This window comes from Vibrio sp. 1CM7H (assembly GCF_023161645.1).
Classification (GTDB): Bacteria; Pseudomonadota; Gammaproteobacteria; order Enterobacterales; family Vibrionaceae; genus Vibrio; species Vibrio diabolicus.
In genome coordinates, this window is sequence record NZ_JALNTV010000001.1 from 674,419 (window position 1) to 697,206 (window position 22,788).

Consider the following 22,788-nt stretch of genomic DNA (forward strand, 5'->3'; position numbering starts at 1 on the left):
TATTTTATTGTGAACATGGAAGAATTTCCAAGGTATAATTTTCGTTTGGACCCTGCGGTGGTCCATATAAAATCCCACATTGAGTTAAACTGCTATTTTTATCATCTCTTGCTGAAATAACGACTTTAATGTTGTTAGTTTGAACAATTTTCCAGTCACTATCTCCATACTGATTCTCAAGTTCTGAGACTAATATAGCTAAGCTTGTTTCATCTGCATCTGGGTAACCGTACCTAAATGTACAGCTAAGAGAACCATTCAACTCACAACCTGAGAAAGGCAAATTTTCAGGGCCTTTACCTGAACCTGCGTCTGTGTGTTTGTTTGATATATATGGATAGTGTTCCAACCCTGCAATCGCCATTTTCCCATAACCGACACCGAGCGCTGATGCAATCGCGCCCTTCATGCCTTCTAAACGCGCTTCACGCGCATCACTTTGAAGGTTTAAAAAGCGTGGTGCGGCAGTGACAGCAAGAATGCCGAGCACGACAAGAACTACGACTAACTCTATTAGAGTAAATCCAGTTTGTTTTCTCATATTATTTTCACAGCAAGTTAAAGGTAGAAAAAGTAACACTGACCGTACACTTGTTGTTGTGTAAATAAGTACGGTAATGACAAAATGATCAATAGTATAAAGCGATGAGTCATAAAGTGCTATACCGACGTAGTGAGAATCGGCTACGCCTACATAGAGCGGGAGGAGGGGTCAAAGATCTAATGCGGCCGTTTTTGAGCAGTCATTAATTCCGTTGAAGAAATGCTGTATGAACAGTCGAGCATGAATTCGTCTAGATATAAGCATACGTGTACATTGGCTGAATGAAAGACGAAAAGAAGTGACGGCAAACCGCACAAATGGATTGTCTTTTTGTTCACTTTGATGAATGCTACGCGAGATTCATATCACAACACACTCGACGCATTCATCGTGCGAATGTGCTTTGGTTTCGTGTTTGGCTTTCAAATATAAGAATAATCTAAATGGAATTCGATTCGATAAACTTGCTTGCGATAGGGCTAATATTTCTTGGCTCTTATGTACAAACCGCAATAGGCTTTGGCTTGGCAATTGTTGCCGCACCTTTACTGATTCTTTGGGCGCCGGAGTATGTGCCTGCACCAATCTGTTTAGTCGCGTTATTTATTTCGTTGATGAATGCGATGAAGCACCGCAGTAGTGTTGAAATCGGCGGTTTAAAAATGGCATTGATTGGGCGTGTACCCGGATCGGTCGCTGGCGGCTTGCTACTGTTTTTTGTCTCGACTCAAGCCCTTACACTTTGGATTGGTTTTTTGGTGTTATTCGCGGTTGTGGTGAGTGTTTTACCGTTTCGGGTTGAACCCACACCATCGCGTATGACATTAGCAGGATTCTTTTCTGGATTGTTTGGTACCAGTTCGGCGATTGGAGGCCCACCGATGGCGTTGTTGTTGCAACATCAAGAAGCGAATCAGTTACGTGGTAACCTGTCGGCATTTTTTGTTTTCAGTTCCATCATTTCGCTCGTTGTTCAAATTCCCGCTGGTTTCTTCACATTACACCATTTGGTGATTACTATTCCGCTATTACCTGCGGCAGCACTTGGGTATTGGCTCGCGATGAAAACCACCCAATCGTTACCAAAAGAAAAAATTCGGTTTGGAGCACTTATGTTGTGTTTTGTGAGTGGGTTTACAGCAGTAGTACAAGCGTTGAACCAGTAATGCCCTCAGCATCTTAAACTCACAGGGATATCGATCTCCTTTTATTATGCATAGCGCGATTTGTTTGCGCTGACTTGTTCGTTTAGATGAGCGATAGTTTTATGAATAACACTCGTTATGGCACTTTTATGGCAGCATTCTCCTTTGTAATTTGGGGGCTGTTACCCATTTATTATCGTTATTTACCGAATGCTTCAATGGATGAGTTACTGGCATGGCGAATCATCGGCTCAGTTCCTGTCGGTTTTTTAATTGTGCTTGGTATAACCCGTCGAGGACCGAATTGGAAAGAAATCTGGTGTGACAAAAAATCTTTGTGGTACACGTTTGTCGCGAGCAGCTTGATGTGTATTTCATGGAGTGCGTTCACTTGGGCTTTGACTCACCATCGAGTCATTGATGCAAGCTTAGGCTTTTTTATTGGACCGTTGGTGTCAGTGGCGTTAGGCGTGTTTATTCTTGGAGATAAGCTTTCAAAAGGCAAACTCATCGCAATTGTGCTAGCAACAATTGGCGTGATGTATCAAGTGATTCATTATGGCCAGTTGCCTGTTATCGCACTAACGATGGGGTTGTTCTTTGCTTTGTATGGCTTGTACAAGAAGAAGATAACATACGACTGGAGCGCCACCTTGTTTGTTGAGGCCCTGCTATTGACTCCAGTTGCCGTGGCGTATTTGTTTTACAAACAATGGACAGTGGGTGAGTTGGCTTCAGGCGTAGATATCACAACATTGCTTTTGTACTTTGGCAGCGCACCGATCACGCTTTTACCACTGATTTTTTATTCTATCGCGATACGTATAACAAACTTATCGACAGTTGGTTTAATGCAATACATTGAACCAAGTTTGCAGTTTGTTTTGGCTGTGATGTTTTTCGGTGAACTGTTTGATGAAGTTAAAGCAGTGACCTTTGCCTTTATTTGGGTGGGGCTGTTATTTACAATCTTTGAAAGTATTGTCAAAGGGCATAAGCGTAAAAAGCTGGCCAATCATCCTTTATAGTGCACCATTCTTGAATATTCACGATTTCACTCTCACGCCCTCTATTCGAGGGCGTTTTTAGTTCCATAAAGTATTCTCTTACTCGTTTTCTTATATTCGAGTCAAATCATAATTTGAGGTTAATTGACGCATTATCATTAGGATACCGCTATATTTATAGCCAAGTGACACGCTATATAATGAAAACCGGATCAAAAAGGACGACATATGATCACAGCTCTATACGCTAGCATTCTTGCAATACTGATTATTTGGTTGGCCGTTCAAGTGATTAAGCAGCGTCGCTTAAATCAGGTTGCTTATGCTGACGGAGGAGTAGAGGCTCTCCAAATCGCTCGTAGTGCACAGAGTAACGCGACAGAATATATCCCCATTACTCTGATTCTAATGGCACTATTAGAATCCAATAGTGCTTACCCAACCTGGATACATCTCACAGGCATTATTTTCGTGATCGGTCGAATTATCCATGCTCGAGGTATATTGAAAGAGGACTTAAAAAGGCGTGTTAGGGGCATGCAGGTGACATTCCTAGCGATACTTTCGCTGGTTGTGTTGAATATGATTTATCTTCCGTACGATAAGTTATGGTAAGTCTTCGTAGCTATATCCCGCCGCCATGGGTACTCGTTCTGATTGGGTTAGTACTGAATATTGGCGCGATCGTTCTTACTAGCTTGGTCCTTGATAGGCTTGGCAAACAGTATTCGCAACTCGCAGAGCAAAAGGCGGAAAACTTGTATTCCATCCAACTCGCGTGGAATAGCGTTGAAACTCTAGAAAGAAAAAGAGAGGCGTTGCTGCTTCACTTGCACATAGGTCAGAGCGCAGCGATACCTTCGGAGATAGAACAGATATTGGAAGGGCACTTATCCTCTTGGACTCATCACGAATCGGATGAAATACAAATAGATAAACTCCCTCAGCTAATGTCAAAGATAAACCAAGCACAAGCTTCGTATAGAGATCGCATTGATGACTATTACATTGAGAATGTAGAGCTCAATGAGGTAATGGCAAAGCAAGATGAAAAGATCGCTTGGTACAAGAATATCGGGCTCTTCTTACAAGTATTCGGACTCGCATTAATCCTCGCACGTGATTTGGCTAGGAAGCCATAGAACAAAAGTTAATGGTAGGGTTTATTGCGAAATGCCAATAATAATTTGCAAATTGCAATTCATTGCGTGAGCAAACAGTGGCTATTGGTGAAGTTTTAATGAAAGTGATTAAATAACAACCTGTTTTTGTGCGCTGCAAAGTTGGCACGCCTCATGCTTTAGTATGAGTGACCCTTTCTAAGCCGAGGGTCACCTAGCCAACTGACGTTGTTAGTGAACCACTTTGTTCACAAATATATACAGCCAATCACGAATCCTTGTGGTTGGCTTTTTTTATTTAAATGACACAGTTTAGAACTGTGCTTTAATCCAGATCATGCGATGGTCGGAAGACACATCTTTGCCATCACCATACTTACCAATACGCGCATCGTTAAATAGCTTACGACCTTCTTCATAAGAAGCTGACCAGTATACGCCAGAGTCCACCACATTTAGGTTTGCAGAAGGCAAGGCATAATCTACACCCAAGCCAAACGTCGAAGTGATGCGATTTGGATATGGGTGAGTGGAGCTGCGGTCAACAGCGTGTTCGGCTGCCCCAAAGCTTGTCGGATAAAGCTCGCCATTCATCACGGTTTGGTTAACCAATGGATCATTATGCAGTTCTTGCATTACAGAGCTAATACCGTCACCGGCCACGGGATCAAGGTTTTGATCGCCCATCATTACGAATTTAACCCCGCTCGATAAGCCGCCTTTCTTACCTGCATCGTCGTAGAAATAGTCTTTACCTTGAATGTAGTGATGCCAGAACTCTACTTCGGCTGCGTTTTGCGCTTTGTTTTTACCTGGATCGAATACTGGTGGAGTAGGGTGCGACATCAGTAGATGCACAACTTCCTCGCCATTGCGAGTCGGAATGATAATTGGTGCATCTACGTGGTTTTTAGAAGATAGGCGTACTTGATCCCATTCTTCTGCAGAGTACCACTCATCACCACACTTCATGCCATCTGGAATCTTTTGTGAGCCGTCACAGATAGTAATGGTTGGAATCTTCGCACCTTCCATATCTTTCCATTTAAACGCTTGGAACGTACGCGTATTTGCCGTATCAATCTTGTATTTAGACATTAGGGCAAAGGCGTATTGACCGTGGTACATGCCAAAGCCCCATGCATCGCCCGGCATTTGACCTGCTGTTCCATTGTTGTCGAGGTCAAACTCGCTTAGCAAACCTGTGTTTGTAGAGTAAGACTCCGCGTAAGGATATTCGATAGGTTCAAGGTTCGCTTCACCGCCTGCACCATTGATGCTTTGCGCGACAGACAGGTAGTTCTTCTGGAAGCCTTCAAGGGCAGCTTTGTTTTCGCCTGTTCCGTCGTTGTTGTATTCCGCCATCATAAGAACGTCAGGGCGATTCTTCTGAATAATCGCAGCAACGTTTCGAATTTGAATGACTTTTTCCGCAGTGGTTTTGTCTTCAGCGGTGATAGAACCGTCTAAATAGGCATTAACCAATACAGTTTGCTGCGCTGGTTCAATTTGCATTTCACTCACTAAAGCTTCAAAAGTTGCACGGTCAAAAGAGAGGTTGTAAGTCGCTATTTTTACTTCTTTAGGCTGAACATTGACGTATTCAGTGTCGTCATTACATCCAGATAATAGAGCGGCGCCAATCAGGAGAGCGATAGAGGTTTTGATTGTTTTCATGGGTATGTCATACCTTATAATTGATTCGGCTGAATATTAAAGTCATCAGTAATTGTTTTAAGCGATATCAATCACACAAACGTTTTCATATTTACATGTTCAATTAGTTTTTGTGTGATTTGTGCAATAAACGCAACACTTTCAACACCAAAAGGTTATATGCAAATTGTTAAAAAACGGTGTCGCTTTTAATAGATGAAATGGCACTAAAACATAAGCTGTATGATTGTGTGTGCTAAAATCAATGAGCGGGATGATTACGATAAGTTTGACTTCACTTTCGGGTGAGAAACAAACAAATAAGAACTGGTCAGTTTGGCTTTGCTATTGATGCAAAATAGGGGGCTAACCGATGGGTTCAGTATCAAACTATCAGAGCAGGTTATTTGTCACGGCAATGCTTGCTTCACCACTTCTTTTTTCAACATCTTTATCCGCCGCTCAGTCCGAACGGCTAGAGCAAAACCATGGTCTTGTTGTTGCTTTAGAAAAACGCAACCTTGCAGCCACACAAAATATAGATCGTGTGTTAGGTTTACAAAATGGAAATCGTGTACAAAAGCTGAAAACCAACCAAGGTAAAAACGGCGGTACGCATAGTCGTTATCAGCAGATGTTTAAAGGCGTCCCGATTTGGGGCAAGCAAATTGTCGTACATCGTGATAAACAGGGCCAAATCAAGCACATCAACGGCACTCTCGTAAAGGATATTGCCCGAGATATCAATGATATGGTGCCTAGATTGTCGCTTTCTCAAGTAATGTCTTCAACGCAAAAGTCGTACCGTGAAAACGGATACCAAATAGATAATCAGCGCCAAGGTTTGCGTATTTATGTCGATAAAAGTGACGTGGCGCACTTAGCTTATATTGTCCAGTTTTTTGCTGATAATGAGCATGGTGGTAAGCCTACGCGTCCCACCTTTCTTGTTGATGCTAAAACAGGAAACATTTTGCTGCAATATGAAGGGTTAGCGCACGTAGAAGCGAATGGTCCGGGAGGAAACCAAAAAATTGGTCGTTATCATTATGGTGTGGACTTTGAGTCTCTATTAGTCCAGCAATCCGGTGATACGTGTTTGATGGACATTCTTGGCGTGGTCAAAACCATCAACTTGAATGGTAGGACGTCTGGCAATACACATACGTTCGTTTGTCCAACCAATAGTGTTAAAGAAATTAATGGAGCGTACAGCCCGTTAAACGATGCGCATTACTTTGGCAAAGTGGTATACGACATGTACAAAGATTGGCTGAATACTGCTCCCTTAACGTTTCAGCTTCAAATGCGAGTGCATTACCGCAAACGCTATGAAAACGCCTTTTGGAATGGCTCGAGCATGACTTTTGGCGACGGTGCGAGTTATTTCTATCCTTTAGTGAGTTTAGATGTCTCAGCGCACGAGGTTAGTCATGGATTTACAGAACAAAACTCTGATCTGATTTATTCAGAGCAATCTGGCGGAATCAATGAGGCTTTCTCAGATATGGCAGGTGAGGCGGCTGAATTCTATTCACGTGGTTCTAACGATTGGAAAGTTGGGTACGATATTAGAAAGGCTGCCAATGCGGCGCTGCGCTACATGGATAATCCGCCCCTTGATGGTCGTTCAATTGATCACGCGTCTCAGTATGTGAGTGGCATGGATGTGCATTATTCAAGTGGTGTGTTTAACAAAGCGTTTTATCTATTGGCGGTTGAGTACAATTGGGGAACGCGACAAGCGTTCGAGGTTTTTGCGTACGCTAACCAGAACTACTGGACGCCAAGCGAAACGTTTGACTCTGCAGCTGCGGGTGTATTGGCGGCCGCCCAAAGCTTAAACGTGGCGGCGAATGATGTAGCCGATGCTTTTGCTCAGGTCGGTGTTTCAGTTGATGGCGGAGTCGTCGAGCCACCATCTAGCACGTGTGAGGCTATCGCCCTAAACAATGGTGTTTCCAGCAACATAGACTCTTCATCTACTGGTGAGTGGCATTGTTTTACGATTGATGTGCCTACCAACAGTTCAGACTTTACTGTTACCACATCGGGAGCAAACGGCGATGCGGATCTTTATGTTAAGCTGGGAAGTGAACCAAGTTTAACCAGCTACGATTGTCGCTCATACAGTGGCAACAGTAATGAAGCATGTAGTATTACTTCTCCGAATGAAGGAACGTGGCACATTGGTGTGTACGCTTACAGCAGCTACAGTAACTTGAATGTGGAAGCAAGTTATGTAGGAGAAGAGGCGCCACCACCATCTGATGAAGTTACTACACAATCAATCAACAATGGTAAAACATGGACGGCGATTATTACTGGTTCTGGCTTGATGAATGGCGTGTGGAATGTTATTTCAAATACGCCGTGTGATAACGATAACGAGTGCAGTTTATCCGGTATCGGAAAGAAAACCAGTGAGGTTAGCTTTACGTTGACGGATGGTACCGTATTCATCATCGCTAAGCCCTAGCGATTTTTATGTAAAGAGGCTCTGAAATATCAGGGCCTTATTTTTTTACGTTCAATTTTCTGTATATAATAGCGAGTCACAAAGAAGTGAGGACGACCTCACCGCTCTATCTTTTCTCGGGGACGACCCCATCTCGTTGGGAAATATGACATGGCTTGGGGAATTCTCTTCATTGCTGGCTTATGCGAAGTGGCATGGGCTGTCGGACTAAAATACTCACAAGGTTTTACCAAATTGGCGGCATCTGGCTTTACCGTTACGTTTATGGTGTTGAGCTTTTGGTTACTTGGAATTGCATTAAGGACGCTACCACTCGGTATCGCTTACGGCGTTTGGGTAGGTATAGGAGCGATTGGAACGGCAATCGTCAGTATCTACATATTTAACGAGCCCGCGACGCTGATAAAATTGCTGAGTTTACTGCTTATTGTTGCCGGTATCGCTGGATTAAAATTATCCGCTTAACGTCAGTTTAAACATAAAAAGAAAGCCAGAGTCGACTCTGGCTTTTTACGTTTTAGTGTTGTCTCGCTTTGGGGCTGAAGGGTTAAGCGCTGCGCTTAACGAATGGCAATCGCAAATGGTGACCAAATACGTTAATGAGTGCGCCCGCTACAATTAGTGCACCACCGATGTACGTCCAAATGAGCGGGATTTCGCCGAAGAAAATGATGCCTAACAACACAGAAAATACGATCTGAATATACGAGTAAGCAGACGCTTTGCCCGCTTGCTGAGTTTGCATTGCTTTGGTTAATCCCAATTGCCCAACTTGGGTGAATACACCAACCAAAACCAACATGAAAGTCAGATACAGGTCGGGCATAACAAAATCATCGCCAATCAGTAAGAGTGAAGCGGGTAGAGCAACCAGAGGGAAATAGAAAATGATCACTGAACTATCTTCAGTTTGGCTGAGTTTTCTAACAATGACATAAGCAATTGAGCTACCAAATGCGCCCAAGATTGCAATCATTACGCTAAACATAGGTAAAGTGCGCTCTGCTTCTTGTCCTGTTTCTGGACTTACCATTATATAGATGCCGAGTAAGCACAAGGCAATGCAAAGGAACGTCGATGGTTGAATGCGTTCCTTCAAGAAAAAGACGGCTAGGAGCGCAGTAAATACTGGGTGAATGTATTGGAAGATGGTCGCTTCTGCCAAAGGTAAGGTAGTCACCGAATAATATACGCACATCAATGCCATGGTGCCCACTGCGCCACGCGCAAACAGTAATGGCTTATTATTGCCCCATACAGAAATTCGTTTTCGCTTAACATCTAAATAGCTGATAACAAGTGAGACGAGTGCCCTCGCTGCAACAATCTCAAATACAGGGATACCATGAAGACTGACATGCTTTACTGTGGCAGACATTAGCGCGAAACCGAATGCGGAGAGCACCATAAAGCGCACACCAATGGGAACCAGAGTGTTGAATGAATTAGACATTTTACTGCTCATTTGTTGCGACAGATCGCACTTTAGCATACTCAGCTCACAAAATGATCCGTGATATTCAAACACATCTGCCGAGAGTGAGAATAAGCAGTAGACTATGGGTTCTCAAGCAACCCTATCTTTCATTCGCGCATGGAGTGCATCTAGGAAATATCTAGATATTTAAGGAGCATACATGATCCCAGTACAAGCAACGCATACTTCTGGCGTTGTCATTTCTAAAATTGATGGCGTCGATAAAATGCTGTTGCTCAAACGTGTTAAAGGTGGTTATTGGTGCCATGTTGCTGGTGGTGTAGAGGCCGGTGAAACCGGATGGCAAACTATTCTCAGAGAACTGAAAGAGGAGACGCAAATTGACGATGTTGAGTTACATACTGCAGACTTTCTAGAACAGTTCTACGAAGCAAAAAATAACCGCATCATGGTTATTCCATGCTTCGTATTACTTTGTCCACCTAACCAATCGGTTGTACTTAACGAAGAACACACTGAGTATTGTTGGTGTACGCTTGAAGAAGCAAAGCGACTAGCGCCGTTTGCAAATCAGCACCACCTTTACGAACATGTGTGGAGGCATTACGTGGATGTGGAGTCGTTGACGCCATTTACGTTGATTGAACAAACAGACTAGACGAGATAACCATCCTTTTTAGCACGTTTGAAATAACGAATATGGAAGTTTGTTCTCAGCGCAATGAGGCGGTAGGATTTGTGAGTAGTGTTTACTGAAAAAGGGATAATGTGGATGGATGAGGTCATGTGCCAAAAGGCGTATCAAGGAAATAGCATGCAGGCCAGTTTTTCTGTTTCAGACAGGGTCTCAATTGAGCCTCTTACCACCAAACACGCGACCGTTTTACTGGAAGTGGTGAACACGTATCGAAACAGCCTCTCTGGCTATTTGCCTTGGACGGACTTTGTGACCAACCGCAGAGAAGCGGTGAACTACATCTCTCAGCGCGTGAACAGCAAAGCGTTAGATGCCCACTGGTGCGCTATTTATTTTGATGGGCAGTTTACGGGTGTTATTGGCATTAAAGGTGTGGATTCGCACACACGCGTCACTGAGATTGGCTATTGGCTTGCCAACAATGGGCGAGGACACCGAGTGATCGACCAAGTACTCGCGGTGTTGATTCCTTTTTTGAAGCAGAAAGGGCACGCGCAATTCATCCAATTCCACTGTATGGAAGACAACATCGCCAGTATCAGTATTGCTGAGCGTGCTGGTGCCACATTAAAAGAATATGTTGATCACGAGTTCGAGACGCTTGACCGCTCTCAACGGCTCGGCATTTATGAGTTGCGTCTGACTTAGTTCCAAACCCACTGATATTTTAATCAGAGTTCGAACTCTAATTTCGCGAGCGCTACAATAGTAACATTGTTGCGCTCGTGTTAATTTGAAGCGTCATTGGTTGAAACTAGGTTAGGAGAAGCATCATGAACGCAATCGCAGAGGTTGAAGTGGACAACCTGTTACAACAAAGCCTTGATCGCTTAAAAGCGGCGTATGCCGCCGAACCTTATCCTAGTTTGGATGAGCGTAAGCAGCGCCTTGTCTTGCTAAAACAAGCTCTGATTGCGAATAAACAAGCATTGGTGGAAGCGCTGAGTGACGATTTTGGTTATCGTTCCGAATTTGATACCGCCATGACCGACGTTTTGCCGACGGTCTCGCACATCAATTACACCATCAAGCAGCTAAAAAAGTGGTGCAAACCAAGTAAGCGTGAATCCGGTCTGTTGCTTGCTCCGTCGAAAGTGACTGTTCAGTATCAGCCACTCGGCGTGGTCGGGATCATTTCGCCGTGGAATTTTCCTGTCATTTTGAGCCTTGCGCCTTTAGTTACTGCTTTGGCCGCAGGTAACCGTGTGATGATGAAGCTCAGCGAATTTACGCCCAAAACCAATAAAGTCATCGTCAATATTTGTCGCGAGTTGTCTGAATATGTCGAAGTATTTGAAGGTGAAGCGGACGTTGCCCAATCCTTCAGTCAACTGCCATTCGATCATCTTTTGTTTACAGGCTCGACAAATGTTGGTCGCGCTGTGGCAAAAGCAGCGGCAGATAACCTGACTCCAGTGACGTTAGAGCTGGGTGGAAAATCTCCGGTGATCATTGCAGAAGATGCAGACATGAAGAAAACCGTTGATGCGATTTTGTTTGGTAAATGCATCAATGCAGGCCAGATTTGTGTGGCGCCAGATTACGCGTTTGTACCACAAGAACGCGTCGAAGAGTTCATTACGCTGTTCTTAAAACGTTTTGAAAAACTCTATTTGAAATCCAACAAGAATCAAAAGCTGACCCATATTATTAATCAACGACAGTATGATCGTTTGACTGCGCTACTTGAGGACGCCAAAGCTCAGGGCGCAAGCATCCATACTGTTGAAGCGCCACCTCAACAGGAAAGGCTTTTGTATCCTCATTTGATCACAGACGTGTCGACAGATATGCGCATCATGCAAGAGGAAATATTTGGGCCATTTCTACCCATCAAGCCTTACAAAGCGGTAGATGAAGCGATTGACTACATTAATCAGCACCAGCGACCTCTTGCGCTGTATGTTATGTCGGACAACAAATCGACCATCAGACATATTGTACGCAACACACACAGTGGCGGCGTCGGCATTAACGACACGGTATTACACGTTGGCGCTGAGGATGCGCCTTTCGGTGGCGTTGGTGAGTCAGGCATTGGTCATTATCACGGAGTGGAAGGATTCAGAACCTTTAGCCACGTGAAAACCGTACTCCATACGCCTAAATGGCTGCCAAGGACGGGGGCATTAATGCGTCGCAGAGCTATGGCGATAAAAGCGATTCAAAAGATTTTTGTTCGATAGTGGTTGGATTGAAAAAAAACGCCCAAACGGGCGGTTTTTTTGGTTTCTATGCGTTCTAAATTGCGGATTACTAAAAGCCGAGAAGCTTCCGACATGCACCGCCAATAGAAAAAGAAAGGCTCTTTTTGAAAGAGCCTTTTTCACGAAATGTCGACAGATTTTTGGAAGTTTAATGCAGAACTTCACTGCTGAATCTTAAGTATTTGCAGTCGTTCATTAGCTCTTTAAATGCCTTTCTATCTAGCTTAATCAGAGTTTCATGATCGCCGGCTTCAAGATAGACATGTTCCAAGTTTGCTAATCTTTCATCACAAACGGTCGACATGTGGTAAGGACTACCAATCGGTGGAATCGCGCCGTGCTCACAATCAGTGAAGAGTCGGTAAACCATACGCTCTTTCACCAAGTGGAAAGTAGCGTTAAATTCATCGTTTAATCTCGACAAACTGATTTTGTTGTTGGCAGGTAAGACTGCCATCATATGATGCCCTTCATGATCCTCAAGAATGACGCCTTTTGCGATATTCATTAAAGGCACACCTGCGGCAACACCACTTTGTAGCGAGCTATGACTGTGGCTGTGATTCACGGTTTGAAAGTGAATGTTATGCTCAGTCAAATATTCATCTAATCGGGTTGCAATCGTCATATAGCCTCCACGTGTATGAGACCCATAAAGAGTATAGGTGAGGCAAGCGACAATCGCGTATTTTACACTGGTTTCGCTGACGCTCTTTCCGCTCCTGTTCTACGCTTATTGCAAGCCAGCGAGAAAGCGTGGTTAACAATAATAAATAGGGGGCAACATGAGCAAGCCAATCATCGCCGATAATAAGCCGATTAAAGTGAATCTAACCGAAGGGCAAGAATATTACTTTTGCCGATGTGGACGTTCTAAAAATCAACCTTATTGCGATGGGTCGCATTCGGGAACAGGCTTAAAGCCAATGAGCTTTACTGCGGAAAAAGATGAAGAAGCGTATCTCTGCCAGTGCAAGCACACCTCTAATGCCCCATTTTGTGATGGAACACATAAGCGTTTTTCTGCTGAGCAAGTCGGCAAAGAAGGCCCTGAGAAAACGCGAGAGAAAAGTGACAAACCGACTGCGTCCGCTACTCAAGAAGAACCAACCCTAGAGTTTATCCACCAATTAGCGAGAGAAGGGCTCTCTAAACTCGGCCATCATGGTCCGATGGCTGCAATGGGGGTTCCTAGGCATTTGCTACCACATTGGGATGCTATACAAATCATGGTGGCGCAAATGGCGACACAACCGTTGTTGGAAGATGTTCCCGTATCAACTGAGTTGATTGTAGGGCCAAACGCGCGTAAGCCGCTCAAGCTCGCTATTCCTTTGTTGGTGTCGGACATGAGTTTTGGCGCACTCTCGGAAGAGGCGAAAATTGCGTTAGCAAAAGGTGCTGAGTTGGCAGGGACTGGGATTTGCTCCGGTGAAGGGGGGATGCTACCTGAAGAACAAGCTGCAAATTCGCGGTATTTCTATGAGCTTGCCAGTGCTCAGTTTGGCTACGATGAATCCAAGCTTCTTAATGTTCAGGCTTTTCATTTTAAAGGTGGGCAGGGCGCCAAAACAGGCACGGGTGGTCATCTTCCAGCAAATAAAAATGTGGGTAAGATCTCTCAGGTGAGAGGTATCCCCGAAGGACAACCAGCGATCTCACCGCCAACATTTAAAGATCTTCATACTACTCACGATTTCAGAAAGTTTGCTGACAGAGTCCGTGGCATCACTGGCGGCATTCCAATTGGCTTTAAACTCAGTGCAAACCATATTGAGCAAGACATACAATTTGCGCTCGATGCGGGTGCCGATTACATCATCTTAGATGGTCGCGGTGGTGGCACGGGCGCGGCGCCAACTATGTTCCGTGATCATATTAGCGTGCCAACTATTCCTGCGTTAGCTCGTGCGCGTAAGTACTTAGATGAAAAAGGCGCAAGTGACCGCGTCACATTAATCATCACTGGTGGGTTGCGAGTTCCTACGGATTTTGTCAAAGCGTTGGCACTTGGGGCAGACGGAGTGGCGATAGCAAACAGTGCGATGCAATCGATCGGTTGCGTCGCGGCCCGGATTTGTAACACCAATAATTGCCCTGCGGGGATCGCAACGCAAAATGCCGATTTGAGGCAGCGTCTCGATATCGAAAAATCATCTCAGCAACTGAAAAATTTCTTCGAATCCTCGGTCGAGCTCATGCAAGTTATGGCAAGGGCATGTGGTCATCACGCTCTGAATGAATTTAGTCATCATGATTTAGCTACCTGGGATCACAACATGGCGAGGCTGTCTGGGATTAAGTATTCAGGTATGGACTTAAACTGATCTCTATCCATATTTTCTGCATATAGGTACATGTTTGATAACAATTATTTATTAGCCGAGATATGGAAATTTTGACTTGGCGTTAACTAAAAATTCAGTGTATGAACTACGCTGTTTGAGGTGGATATTCGATTTATTGAATAACAAAGAGTGGTTACCACAACCACGATACGAAGGAGCATTATATGAGCAACACAAACGGCGGTTCGGTAGGTAAATGTCCAGTTATGCATGGTGGGCAAACATCTACAGATAAGTCGGTGATGGATTGGTGGCCGAATGCCTTAAACTTAGACATCCTGCATCAACACGACTCCAAAACCAACCCATTTGGCCAGGACTTTAATTACAAAGAAGAACTGAAAAAGCTAGATGTCGAAGCACTTAAAAAAGACTTAAAAGACTTAATGACTGATAGCCAAGACTGGTGGCCTGCCGACTGGGGACATTACGGCGGTTTAATGATCCGAATGGCATGGCACGCAGCGGGTAGTTATCGTATCGCGGATGGACGTGGCGGCGCTGCGACAGGCAACCAGCGTTTTGCTCCTCTCAACTCTTGGCCAGATAACGCAAACCTCGATAAGGCTCGCCGCCTTTTATGGCCCATCAAGAAAAAATATGGCAACAAATTAAGTTGGGCCGATCTGATTGTCCTTGCCGGTAACATGGCGTATGAATCCATGGGCTTTAAGACCTTTGGTTTTGGCTTTGGGCGAGAAGACATTTGGCATCCCGAAAAAGATACCTACTGGGGTTCCGAGCAAGAATGGTTAGCCACAAGTGACGCTGATAACAGCCGCTATTCTGGTGAGCGAGATTTAGAAAATCCACTTGCCGCAGTAATGATGGGGCTTATCTATGTCAACCCAGAAGGGGTGGACGGGAACCCAGATCCTCTCAAAACAGCACATGACATGCGCGTGACCTTTGCGCGAATGGCAATGAACGATGAAGAAACTGTCGCGCTCACAGCGGGTGGTCACACGGTCGGTAAGTGTCATGGTAATGGTGATGCCGCAAACCTTGGTCCAGAGCCCGAAGCCGCAGACGTTCATGAACAAGGTCTTGGCTGGATTAACCACAAAACACGTGGCATTGGCCGTGACACGGTAACGAGCGGCATTGAAGGTGCTTGGACGACACACCCTACACAATGGGACTACGGATACTTCCACCTACTATTTAAGTACGATTGGGAACTGAAGAAGAGCCCAGCAGGTGCGTGGCAGTGGGAGCCTATCGACATTGAAGAAGAAGACAAGCCTGTCGATGTTGAAGACGGTTCTAAGCGCTACAATCCAATCATGACTGACGCCGATATGGCGCTCAAAATGGACCCTGAATATCGCAAGATTGCAGAAAAGTTCCAAAATGACCCAGCGTACTTTGATGATGTTTTTGCTCGTGCCTGGTTTAAGTTGACACACCGCGATCTAGGACCAAAATCATGTTATTTCGGACCTGATGTGCCAAGCGAAGATCTTATTTGGCAAGACCCAACGCCTGCAGGTAAGACAGACTACGATGTCGATTTAGTGAAAACAAAAATCGAAGTAAGTGGCCTATCCATTAGTGAGCTAGTAAGCACGGCTTGGGATAGTGCGCGTACTTACCGTGGCTCTGACCGCCGAGGTGGCGCAAATGGTGCGAGAATTCGTTTGTCTCCGCAAAAAGATTGGCAAGGAAACGAGCCAGAGCGTCTAAGTCGTGTTCTTGCTGTGCTAGAAAAAATAGCAGCAGAAGAGGGCTGTAGTGTTGCAGATGCTATCGTGCTTGCTGGTAACGTAGGTATTGAACTGGCTGCGCGTGCCGCAGGTCATGATGTATCTGTGCCATTCGCGCCAGGCCGAGGTGATGCCACCCAAGAGATGACGGATGTTGAATCATTCGAAGTTCTTGAGCCTGTGGCTGACGGTTTCCGAAATTGGTTGAAGAAAGACTACGCGGTTAAGCCGGAAGAGCTTTTATTAGATCGTGCTCAGCTTATGGGGCTAACGGCGCCAGAAATGACGGTACTCATCGGTGGTATGCGCGTTTTAGGCAGTAACTACGGCGGTGGAAAAGAGGGCGTATTTACTGACCGAGTAGGCACTTTGTCGAATGATTTCTTCGTGAACCTTACTGACATGGCATATACGTGGAAACCAGTGAGTGCTAATCAATATGAAATCCGTGATCGTAAAACCGACGCTGTGAAGTGGACGGCAACCCGTGTGGATCTTGTCTTTGGCTCAAACTCGATTCTACGTTCGTACGCGGAAGTGTATGCGCAAGATGATAATCAGGAAAAATTCATCCACGACTTCATCGCTGCATGGACGAAAGTCATGAACGCCGACCGTTTTGACTTGTAGTAAGTGAAACGATGCAAATCGGTAGATGCGTAAACAAAGTTGATGAATAAGTAAGAGAGGCGGGCGCAAAGCTCGCCTTTTTCTTTACCTGTCTTTTTACTTTGATTGTTACTTTGATTGAAAATTGAGCTCATTTGAACCATAATAACTAGACCATATGAACCATAGGAGCTTGATATGGCAACTGCAGCATTAAAAAGCTTTAAGCCGAAACAATCTCATAAAGCCAATTTCTGGCTTATGCTAGGTATTGAAGATGCTGAAACGGGTCGTATTGATGCGGTTCACAAAGGCTTTGAGCCCAAGGTATACCGGAACATTGTTGATCGAGTAAAGCTTTCTCAAAGTGAATTCCAACATGTGACACTGATTCCTGTTAGTACAATTAAGCGTCGTCTTAAAAATGATGAGCGTTTTAATACTCAAGAGAGTGATGCAATCTATCGATTAGCGATGTTATTGAAACTCGCGACAGAGTTGTTTGACGACGAAGAGCGCGCGTTAAAATGGATGAGAGAGAATGTGTACGGCTTAGGTGGAAAAAGGCCGCTAGACATGGTCTCGACCACGGTGGATTTTGAAATCGTCAAAGATTTGATCGGCCGTTTAGAGCACGGGGTGTTCTCGTAATATGAAGCTCTATCGTCTCACACAAAAGAAATTCGCTGACACGCCATTCAGCCCCGTTGGCGCAAAGTTGTTTGGAGGGCGATGGAACTCAAAAGGAACCGAAGCCCTCTACTTCTCTGAATCGGAATCCCTTTGCTCGTTGGAAGTGTTTGTTCACGTAAATAACGATCCAGCTATCACCAAACTGTACGATTTATATCGTATTGAAATGCCTGAATACCTCATAGCTACCTTAGATGAAGAAGATCTCCCTGTGACGTGGCGAGCAATACCGGCGAGCGAGTCTACGCAATACATTGGTGACCAGTTTCTCAATGATCCTCATCCTGAGTTTGCCGCGCTGCAAGTGCCTTCAACGATTTCACCTCGTGATAAAAACTACGTGGTGAATCCAAATCATCCCAAAATGAAAGAGATCATCAAGAAAGCCGAAAAGCTCGATTTCGCGTTTGACCCACGCATTTTCAAATAAACGCGCTGGCTTTCTCTCGCTTTAAAATATTCAGCGCTTACCTGAGATAAGCGCTGAAGCATAAAAGTTTATTCTCTTGGTTATTGTCGGTCGTAAGTGAACTGTTGCGCTTCATTCGTACTGTTGTGGTAATGCCCAAGCACTAACTCAGCACCTTTGTAAGATAAATGGCTGTCATCGGTATACATGGCGTTGTTCGCACCAACTTTCATTCGACATACGCCATTTCTGCAAATGGCATCGGTCAAGTCGACAAACTCAACGTGCTCAAATTGCTCAAAGTAGTTCACTAACTTCGCCACGTTTTTTGGATGATGTCGCTTGGGAGAGAAATCGCATGCGGACTCTTCTGTCTCGCCAAACAAACGCGCTTTCCAAAGGCATTCTCCTACCGCAAAAGGTGCAGAAGGCGTTGGGCCGAAAACGACTACTTCTTTCCCTTCCAGTTCATTCAACAATCCAGTTAATGATGCCTCATAATCGGCTTGTGAAAGCTCTTTATTGAAATTGGAAGAGATAACGACGCGACGAATAGAAGGGGTACGCAAAATGGTATCGACTGCCTGTTTGAAGAACTGTCGGCAAGAAATTGATCCAGCATCTTTGATGATGTCGACATAACCGACTGCACAGGAATCTTGAGTAAGTTGCACTACGCCAGTTGGTGTTACTTCGGACAGACGCTTCACGTAAACCATGCTGTGACTATTGCCTAACACAGCGATGGTGGGCTGCGGCGCAGACGAGCACACATCGTTAACGTCGGTGTTGCCGTTGCAATCTAAACCGTAACCGTTGTTCACGCGCATGGCCTCGAAAAATGCACTTCTTTCTGGAAAACCACCGTTTTGATGACCAATAACGCCGAACGTCAGCAAGGGTAACGTCAAAACCGCAATAACCGCAGACACAGTGCGCATGCTCATGGCTTTTCGGCTGCGGAACGGCTTTTCAATAAAGCGCCAAGTGAAGTAAGAAAGTACAAACAGAGTGACAACGTAAAGTGGGATATTGACGTCTTGAGTTGCGTCCAGCATGTAGCGGTAAAACACAAATAGCGGAATATGCCACAAGTACAAGCTGTAGCTGATTAAGCCGACGAACACGACCCATTTTAGGCTCAGTAATCTACCGCAGACATTGTCTTTAGAGGCAAACAAAATCACCAACGCGCTACCGATGACCGGCACCAGCAGCGTAATGCCCGCGCCATCTTGCGATTTTTCAAACAAAAGCGCGGAAGCCAATATCAAAACGATGCCAATGGTTGCCAGCGTATCGTTGGATTGAACTTGAGCTTTTCTCATTACTAAGGCGAGTAATGAACCGGTTGCCAGCTCCCAAGCACGAGAGAAGATCATGTAGAAGGCGAAATCAGGATCGTTGCTCGCATAGACAATAGTCATCAAACTCAGCGCAAATACCGCGATGAAAAAAGTCAGGTAAAACGCGTTTTTGCCACGAGCGAGTAGCATGAGTAGCAAAGGAATGACAATGTAGTATTGTTCTTCAACGCCCAAGCTCCAAGTGTGAAACAGCGGATTGGCTTGATCTTCTAAACCGAAGTAATTGTGGCCTTTTAAATACAGAAGAATGTTGGATGAAGAAAGAATAGAAGACACTGCGAACTGACCAACGTCTTTGTGTGCTTGTGGCAAAAATAGCCACCAAGACATCAAATAGCTTACGGCAATCACCACCAGTAGCAGGGGCAGTATGCGGCGAATGCGTCGCTCATAAAAATCACCGAGGTTGAACTTCTGGTTTTCCAAATCGTTAATCACGATGGTGGTGATCAAATAGCCACTGATAACAAAAAATACGTCGACGCCAATAAAGCCACCAGCGAACTGCTCAACTCCTGCATGAAACAAAATCACCAACGTGACAGCAATCGCCCTTAATCCGTCTACTTCCGCTCTATAAGTCATATCGTGTCCCTCCAACATTCCGTTTAACGAAGTAGAGCAAAATATGAACCAGAAATAATATTGTTTTAAATCAGATTCTTAAGGTGATTGTCAAAATTAAAAGGCTGGGGGAAATAGCGAATTCCCAAATTGAATTTCAATATGGAAATCCCAGAAAGAGTGATGTTAAGAAGCGCCAAATCAAAGAACGTAAAGCGCCAGGCTCTTAGACTTCATTGAAAATGATAACGCTAAAGAAACAATGACAGAGAATACGATTCAGGAAAAAATTGCCAGCTTTACTTGTATCGAAGAAGCGTTGGATTACTTCGAAATCGAGTTTGATTGCCGATTTATCGAAAACAACCGAACCGAGTTGGTTAAGAGATTTAATGGCTACTTAATCCTCACTAAACCGGATGATTGGTTTTCAGGCCGCCGCGCACTGAAAAATGCCTACTGTAAAGTACAACGCAGTTTACTAAGTAAAACGACACGTTCTGCGTGCCGAGGTTGTACATCTTGTCAAAGACGTTAATTCTTGGTGGCTTGCCTAAAAAAGAACCCTGCATCTTGGCGTCACAGGGGGAAGAGCAAGGTTCTTTTGGGTTAGCTATTGGTTTGTCGCGAGTTGCGAATCAGCTTTACGCAGATGAATTAACCCGCATGATACGCAGGGTAGTCCACTAAGCCTTTTTCACCGCCGCCGAACAATGTCGTAGGGTCATGTTCTGCCAGTGGGTAGCCATGCTTGATGCGGCTTGGTAAGTCTGGGTTTGCAACAAACGGACGACCAAAACCGATCATGTCGGCTAAGCCACTTTCAATCGCGTGTTGCGCCTTTTCTGCGTTGTAACGACCGGCATAGATCAGTGTGCCTTTATACGCCTCACGAACTGCGGTTTTAAAGTCATGCGGAGTATCTGGCGCGTCGTCCCAATCGACTTCTGCAATGTGAATGTAAACCACATTGAGTTTATCAAGCAGCGCAGCAGCAGCGGTGTAGGTGTCGACAGGTGTGCTATCAACGGTGCCGTTTAACGAAGTGAATGGTGCAAGGCGAACACCAACACGCTCTGCGCCAATGGCTTGCGTCATTGCTTCGACCACTTCACCAAGAAAACGCAGACGGTTTTCAATTGAGCCGCCGTATTCATCGGTGCGGTTGTTCGCTTCAGAATCGATAAACTGGTTAACCAAGTAGCCATTTGCTGCGTGAAGTTCGACACCATCAAACCCAGCTTCTAACGCGTTTAATGCGGCTTGGCGGTATTCTTCAATAACATTCTTGATGTCTTTTTTGGTCATTTCACGCGGCTCAACCACGTCGACAAAGCCAGGTTCGTCAGTGCCATTGTCGATAAATACTTTCACGTTTTCTGCTTTGAGCGCAGAAGAAGAAATAGGTTGCTCGCCGCCGATGTTGTCAGGATGAGTCACACGACCAACGTGCCATAATTGCGCGAAGATAACGCCGCCTTTCTCGTGCACTGCATCAGTTACTTTTTTCCAGCCAGCAATTTGCTCTGGGCTATAAATACCCGGTGTCCACGCGTAGCCTTGACCCATTGGTGAAATTTGCGTGCCTTCAGCAACAATTAATCCCGCTTCGGCGCGTTGAGCGTAGTAGGTCGCCATCATGTCGTTAGCGACATTACCCGGTTGAGAGGCTCGAGAGCGCGTCATCGGAGGCATAACGATGCGGTTTTTTAATGAGAGAGAGCCAAGTTGAATCGGTTGAAATAATGCGTCTGTCATTGGAAACCTCGTTATTGTTTAGTTTGAATCAGTTCGATTGGGTAGCCGTCGGGATCTTTAATGAAGGCGATGTGCGTTTCTCCTCCTTTCATTGGACCGGGTTCGCGAGTGACGTTGCCACCAAGCGCTTTGATTTGTTCGCAAGCTGCGTAAATGTCTTCACACCCAAGCGCCATGTGTCCGAATGCGTTACCTAAGTCGTAACTGCCGGCATCCCAGTTATAAGTTAGCTCGATGGTCGCGCCATCTGGTTGATCAGGGCTACCAACAAACACCAGTGAGTAACGGTATTCTTGGTTTTCAAAACGATCCAAAACGCTCATTCCCAGAACGTTTGTATAAAATTCGATAGATTTGTCTAGGTCAACAACACGGATCATCGTGTGGAGAAACTTCATAAGTCGCCTTTCATAACGTTGCGTAATCACGATGCAAACCTTATCGCCACTCTAAATAAACTGGAAATTATCGTTAATTATAAAAATGATTATTTAACGTTATGGATAATGAGGTTGTTGGCCCTACAACGTGCAAACAAAGATTACTCGCCATTTCTTTTTAATAATTGGCATATGCTAATTACTCCTTTTTACAAGCCGAGTACTTAACATGTCCGCAAATAGTCACTTTCATTCCACTCACGAAGCTCATTATCAATGTGCGGTTTGTTCTTCCATCGATGCGAATCCGAACTCTTTGGCTGTGAACTACCAGTGTCTAGCCGATGGTTCTGTTGTCGGAGAGTTTCACGTTTTACCTCGTCATCAAGGTTACACAGACCTGTTGCATGGTGGCATTGCGAGTTCGCTGCTCGATGGTGCAATGACACACTGTTTGTTATTTAGAAACATTCAAGCCCTTACAGCGCAGTTGGATGTGCGCTACCATGCACCTATTGAGCTAGATGAGCGCGTCACGATTACTGCACACTGTGAAGGTGAACGCCGCGGTATATATCAACTGGTGGCTCAATTACTGGTCAATAATGAAGTTAGAGTGACGGCAAAAGGAAAGTTTATTCGTCCTAAAGAGGCGTAAAT

Annotated in this window: 22 protein-coding genes; 15 read left to right on the forward strand and 7 right to left on the reverse strand. The window is 44.9% G+C overall.

Annotation, left to right across the window (positions count from 1 at the left end):
* Positions 1-4 precede the first annotated feature (4 nt).
* Positions 5-541, reverse strand: coding sequence for a type II secretion system protein (locus MSG33_RS02850; RefSeq protein WP_104972517.1), 537 nt, complete (start codon positions 539-541; stop codon positions 5-7).
* Positions 542-987: 446 nt separating this feature from the next.
* Between MSG33_RS02850 and MSG33_RS02855 the strand changes: the two genes are divergently transcribed.
* The 4 genes from MSG33_RS02855 to MSG33_RS02870 all read left to right on the forward strand — a co-directional run bounded on the left by MSG33_RS02855 (position 988) and on the right by MSG33_RS02870 (position 3,838).
* Positions 988-1,710: a sulfite exporter TauE/SafE family protein gene (locus MSG33_RS02855; RefSeq protein ID WP_054867404.1), complete on the forward strand. Its 723-nt coding sequence runs from the start codon at positions 988-990 to the stop codon at positions 1,708-1,710.
* 101 nt (positions 1,711-1,811) lie between these two features.
* The gene (gene rarD, locus MSG33_RS02860; protein WP_248379777.1) at positions 1,812-2,717 is read left to right on the forward strand and encodes an EamA family transporter RarD; all 906 of its coding nucleotides are present in this window, start codon (positions 1,812-1,814) and stop codon (positions 2,715-2,717) included.
* 207 nt (positions 2,718-2,924) lie between these two features.
* Positions 2,925-3,311, forward strand: coding sequence for an MAPEG family protein (locus MSG33_RS02865; protein ID WP_248379779.1), 387 nt, complete (start codon positions 2,925-2,927; stop codon positions 3,309-3,311).
* A complete protein-coding gene (locus MSG33_RS02870; RefSeq protein WP_047008291.1) occupies positions 3,305-3,838 on the forward strand; it encodes a hypothetical protein in 534 nt (177 codons plus the stop codon). Before MSG33_RS02865 ends, MSG33_RS02870 begins: the two co-directional genes overlap by 7 nt.
* Positions 3,839-4,129: 291 nt before the next feature.
* Here the strand turns inward: MSG33_RS02870 and MSG33_RS02875 are convergent, their stop codons facing one another.
* Positions 4,130-5,494: an endonuclease/exonuclease/phosphatase family protein gene (locus MSG33_RS02875; protein WP_248379781.1), complete on the reverse strand. Its 1,365-nt coding sequence runs from the start codon at positions 5,492-5,494 to the stop codon at positions 4,130-4,132.
* Between the two features lie 352 nt (positions 5,495-5,846).
* On the opposite strand from MSG33_RS02875, the gene MSG33_RS02880 reads away from it, so the two are divergent.
* On the forward strand, positions 5,847-7,952 hold the full coding sequence (locus MSG33_RS02880) for a M4 family metallopeptidase (protein ID WP_248379783.1): 2,106 nt from the start codon (positions 5,847-5,849) through the stop codon (positions 7,950-7,952).
* Between the two features lie 150 nt (positions 7,953-8,102).
* Entirely contained in the window at positions 8,103-8,417 is a 315-nt protein-coding gene (locus MSG33_RS02885) for a multidrug efflux SMR transporter (RefSeq protein WP_005395239.1), read from the forward strand.
* Between the two features lie 82 nt (positions 8,418-8,499).
* On the opposite strand, the gene MSG33_RS02890 is transcribed toward MSG33_RS02885, so the two are convergent.
* Positions 8,500-9,405 carry a DMT family transporter gene (locus MSG33_RS02890; protein ID WP_005395238.1) on the reverse strand — a complete coding sequence of 302 codons (906 nt, stop codon included), beginning with the start codon at positions 9,403-9,405 and terminating at the stop codon, positions 8,500-8,502.
* A gap of 184 nt (positions 9,406-9,589) precedes the next feature.
* On the opposite strand from MSG33_RS02890, the gene MSG33_RS02895 reads away from it, so the two are divergent.
* The 3 genes from MSG33_RS02895 to MSG33_RS02905 all read left to right on the forward strand — a co-directional run bounded on the left by MSG33_RS02895 (position 9,590) and on the right by MSG33_RS02905 (position 12,273).
* Positions 9,590-10,048 carry an NUDIX domain-containing protein gene (locus tag MSG33_RS02895; RefSeq protein WP_048624976.1) on the forward strand — a complete coding sequence of 153 codons (459 nt, stop codon included), beginning with the start codon at positions 9,590-9,592 and terminating at the stop codon, positions 10,046-10,048.
* Between the two features lie 114 nt (positions 10,049-10,162).
* Positions 10,163-10,735: a GNAT family protein gene (locus tag MSG33_RS02900; RefSeq protein ID WP_248380544.1), complete on the forward strand. Its 573-nt coding sequence runs from the start codon at positions 10,163-10,165 to the stop codon at positions 10,733-10,735.
* Positions 10,736-10,860: 125 nt separating this feature from the next.
* Positions 10,861-12,273 (forward strand): coniferyl aldehyde dehydrogenase, encoded by a 1,413-nt coding sequence (locus MSG33_RS02905; protein WP_248379785.1) that lies wholly within the window; start codon positions 10,861-10,863, stop codon positions 12,271-12,273.
* A gap of 169 nt (positions 12,274-12,442) precedes the next feature.
* On the opposite strand, the gene MSG33_RS02910 is transcribed toward MSG33_RS02905, so the two are convergent.
* Positions 12,443-12,922 carry a YbaK/EbsC family protein gene (locus MSG33_RS02910; RefSeq protein ID WP_006742302.1) on the reverse strand — a complete coding sequence of 160 codons (480 nt, stop codon included), beginning with the start codon at positions 12,920-12,922 and terminating at the stop codon, positions 12,443-12,445.
* Between the two features lie 157 nt (positions 12,923-13,079).
* On the opposite strand from MSG33_RS02910, the gene MSG33_RS02915 reads away from it, so the two are divergent.
* The 4 genes from MSG33_RS02915 (at position 13,080) to MSG33_RS02930 (ending at position 18,080) form a co-directional block, all read left to right on the forward strand.
* Positions 13,080-14,621: a glutamate synthase-related protein gene (locus MSG33_RS02915; RefSeq protein WP_248379787.1), complete on the forward strand. Its 1,542-nt coding sequence runs from the start codon at positions 13,080-13,082 to the stop codon at positions 14,619-14,621.
* A 185-nt stretch (positions 14,622-14,806) separates the two neighbouring features.
* Positions 14,807-16,978, forward strand: coding sequence for a catalase/peroxidase HPI (gene katG / locus MSG33_RS02920; protein WP_248379789.1), 2,172 nt, complete (start codon positions 14,807-14,809; stop codon positions 16,976-16,978).
* A gap of 177 nt (positions 16,979-17,155) precedes the next feature.
* Complete coding sequence (locus tag MSG33_RS02925) at positions 17,156-17,608, forward strand: antitoxin Xre/MbcA/ParS toxin-binding domain-containing protein (protein WP_006742299.1); 453 nt, start codon at positions 17,156-17,158, stop codon at positions 17,606-17,608.
* A 1-nt stretch (position 17,609) separates the two neighbouring features.
* Entirely contained in the window at positions 17,610-18,080 is a 471-nt protein-coding gene (locus tag MSG33_RS02930; protein WP_005376497.1) for an RES family NAD+ phosphorylase, read from the forward strand.
* A gap of 80 nt (positions 18,081-18,160) precedes the next feature.
* Here the strand turns inward: MSG33_RS02930 and MSG33_RS02935 are convergent, their stop codons facing one another.
* Entirely contained in the window at positions 18,161-20,011 is a 1,851-nt protein-coding gene (locus MSG33_RS02935) for an acyltransferase family protein (protein WP_248379791.1), read from the reverse strand.
* Positions 20,012-20,252: 241 nt separating this feature from the next.
* Between MSG33_RS02935 and MSG33_RS02940 the strand changes: the two genes are divergently transcribed.
* Positions 20,253-20,528 carry a nitrogenase-stabilizing/protective protein NifW gene (locus MSG33_RS02940; protein WP_203342543.1) on the forward strand — a complete coding sequence of 92 codons (276 nt, stop codon included), beginning with the start codon at positions 20,253-20,255 and terminating at the stop codon, positions 20,526-20,528.
* Between the two features lie 119 nt (positions 20,529-20,647).
* Here MSG33_RS02940 and MSG33_RS02945 read toward each other — a convergent pair whose 3' ends face one another.
* On the reverse strand, positions 20,648-21,748 hold the full coding sequence (locus tag MSG33_RS02945) for an alkene reductase (protein WP_248379793.1): 1,101 nt from the start codon (positions 21,746-21,748) through the stop codon (positions 20,648-20,650).
* 11 nt (positions 21,749-21,759) lie between these two features.
* Positions 21,760-22,146 (reverse strand): lactoylglutathione lyase, encoded by a 387-nt coding sequence (gene gloA / locus MSG33_RS02950; RefSeq protein WP_164665583.1) that lies wholly within the window; start codon positions 22,144-22,146, stop codon positions 21,760-21,762.
* Positions 22,147-22,357: 211 nt separating this feature from the next.
* On the opposite strand from gloA, the gene MSG33_RS02955 reads away from it, so the two are divergent.
* Positions 22,358-22,786, forward strand: coding sequence for a PaaI family thioesterase (locus MSG33_RS02955; RefSeq protein WP_031853884.1), 429 nt, complete (start codon positions 22,358-22,360; stop codon positions 22,784-22,786).
* The last annotated feature ends 2 nt before the right edge of the window (positions 22,787-22,788 follow it).

Bases quoted from the DNA above. Each gene is read 5' to 3' on its own strand.
- MSG33_RS02850 (WP_104972517.1), bottom strand. From the start codon at position 541: ATGAGAAAACAAACTGGATTTACTCTAATAGAGTTAGTCGTAGTTCTT.
- MSG33_RS02855 (WP_054867404.1), top strand. From the start codon at position 988: ATGGAATTCGATTCGATAAACTTGCTTGCGATAGGGCTAATATTTCTT.
- rarD (WP_248379777.1), top strand. From the start codon at position 1,812: ATGAATAACACTCGTTATGGCACTTTTATGGCAGCATTCTCCTTTGTA.
- MSG33_RS02865 (WP_248379779.1), top strand. From the start codon at position 2,925: ATGATCACAGCTCTATACGCTAGCATTCTTGCAATACTGATTATTTGG.
- MSG33_RS02870 (WP_047008291.1), top strand. From the start codon at position 3,305: ATGGTAAGTCTTCGTAGCTATATCCCGCCGCCATGGGTACTCGTTCTG.
- MSG33_RS02875 (WP_248379781.1), bottom strand. From the start codon at position 5,494: ATGAAAACAATCAAAACCTCTATCGCTCTCCTGATTGGCGCCGCTCTA.
- MSG33_RS02880 (WP_248379783.1), top strand. From the start codon at position 5,847: ATGGGTTCAGTATCAAACTATCAGAGCAGGTTATTTGTCACGGCAATG.
- MSG33_RS02885 (WP_005395239.1), top strand. From the start codon at position 8,103: ATGGCTTGGGGAATTCTCTTCATTGCTGGCTTATGCGAAGTGGCATGG.
- MSG33_RS02890 (WP_005395238.1), bottom strand. From the start codon at position 9,405: ATGTCTAATTCATTCAACACTCTGGTTCCCATTGGTGTGCGCTTTATG.
- MSG33_RS02895 (WP_048624976.1), top strand. From the start codon at position 9,590: ATGATCCCAGTACAAGCAACGCATACTTCTGGCGTTGTCATTTCTAAA.
- MSG33_RS02900 (WP_248380544.1), top strand. From the start codon at position 10,163: ATGGATGAGGTCATGTGCCAAAAGGCGTATCAAGGAAATAGCATGCAG.
- MSG33_RS02905 (WP_248379785.1), top strand. From the start codon at position 10,861: ATGAACGCAATCGCAGAGGTTGAAGTGGACAACCTGTTACAACAAAGC.
- MSG33_RS02910 (WP_006742302.1), bottom strand. From the start codon at position 12,922: ATGACGATTGCAACCCGATTAGATGAATATTTGACTGAGCATAACATT.
- MSG33_RS02915 (WP_248379787.1), top strand. From the start codon at position 13,080: ATGAGCAAGCCAATCATCGCCGATAATAAGCCGATTAAAGTGAATCTA.
- katG (WP_248379789.1), top strand. From the start codon at position 14,807: ATGAGCAACACAAACGGCGGTTCGGTAGGTAAATGTCCAGTTATGCAT.
- MSG33_RS02925 (WP_006742299.1), top strand. From the start codon at position 17,156: ATGGCAACTGCAGCATTAAAAAGCTTTAAGCCGAAACAATCTCATAAA.
- MSG33_RS02930 (WP_005376497.1), top strand. From the start codon at position 17,610: ATGAAGCTCTATCGTCTCACACAAAAGAAATTCGCTGACACGCCATTC.
- MSG33_RS02935 (WP_248379791.1), bottom strand. From the start codon at position 20,011: ATGACTTATAGAGCGGAAGTAGACGGATTAAGGGCGATTGCTGTCACG.
- MSG33_RS02940 (WP_203342543.1), top strand. From the start codon at position 20,253: ATGACAGAGAATACGATTCAGGAAAAAATTGCCAGCTTTACTTGTATC.
- MSG33_RS02945 (WP_248379793.1), bottom strand. From the start codon at position 21,748: ATGACAGACGCATTATTTCAACCGATTCAACTTGGCTCTCTCTCATTA.
- gloA (WP_164665583.1), bottom strand. From the start codon at position 22,146: ATGAAGTTTCTCCACACGATGATCCGTGTTGTTGACCTAGACAAATCT.
- MSG33_RS02955 (WP_031853884.1), top strand. From the start codon at position 22,358: ATGTCCGCAAATAGTCACTTTCATTCCACTCACGAAGCTCATTATCAA.